At 48.6% G+C, this 403-nt stretch carries 1 protein-coding gene; it reads right to left on the bottom strand.

Annotation, left to right across the window (positions count from 1 at the left end):
- Positions 1–403: SulP family inorganic anion transporter (locus B3180_RS06550; RefSeq protein WP_286843650.1), on the bottom strand; the 403-nt coding region annotated here is incomplete at both ends.

The raw sequence follows: 403 nt of genomic DNA, 5'->3' as shown, positions 1-403 counted from the left end.
CACAACCCGCCATACCGCCGAGTAAACCAGAGCCAATGTTCGCAATACCCTGACCTTTACATTCGCGGTTTTTGTCGCTGGAAGTATCGGTTAAGTCGTCAACAATGGTTGCTGTCATTAGTGACTCAAGAATACCAACAACCGCAAGTGCCGCAGAGTAAGGGAAAATTATCGCTAAGGTTTCAAAGTTTAACGGAACATCAGGCCACAGGAATATCGGCAGAGTGTCCGGGAGTTCGCCCATATCACCCACGGTACGAATATCCAGACCTAAGAATACGGCAACTATGGTTAAGGACACGATACAAACCAGCGGAGAGGGCAGTATTTTACCGATAACCGGAACGTAGGGGAAACCGTAAATAATGGCGAGGCCTGCTGCGGTCATTGCATAAACGTGCCA

Source organism: Idiomarina sp. UBA4206, assembly GCF_002383015.1.
Lineage (GTDB): Bacteria > Pseudomonadota > Gammaproteobacteria > Enterobacterales > Alteromonadaceae > Idiomarina > Idiomarina abyssalis.
The sequence above is the reverse complement of the archived record's forward strand: the minus strand, read 5'-3'. Positions and strand labels throughout refer to the sequence as shown.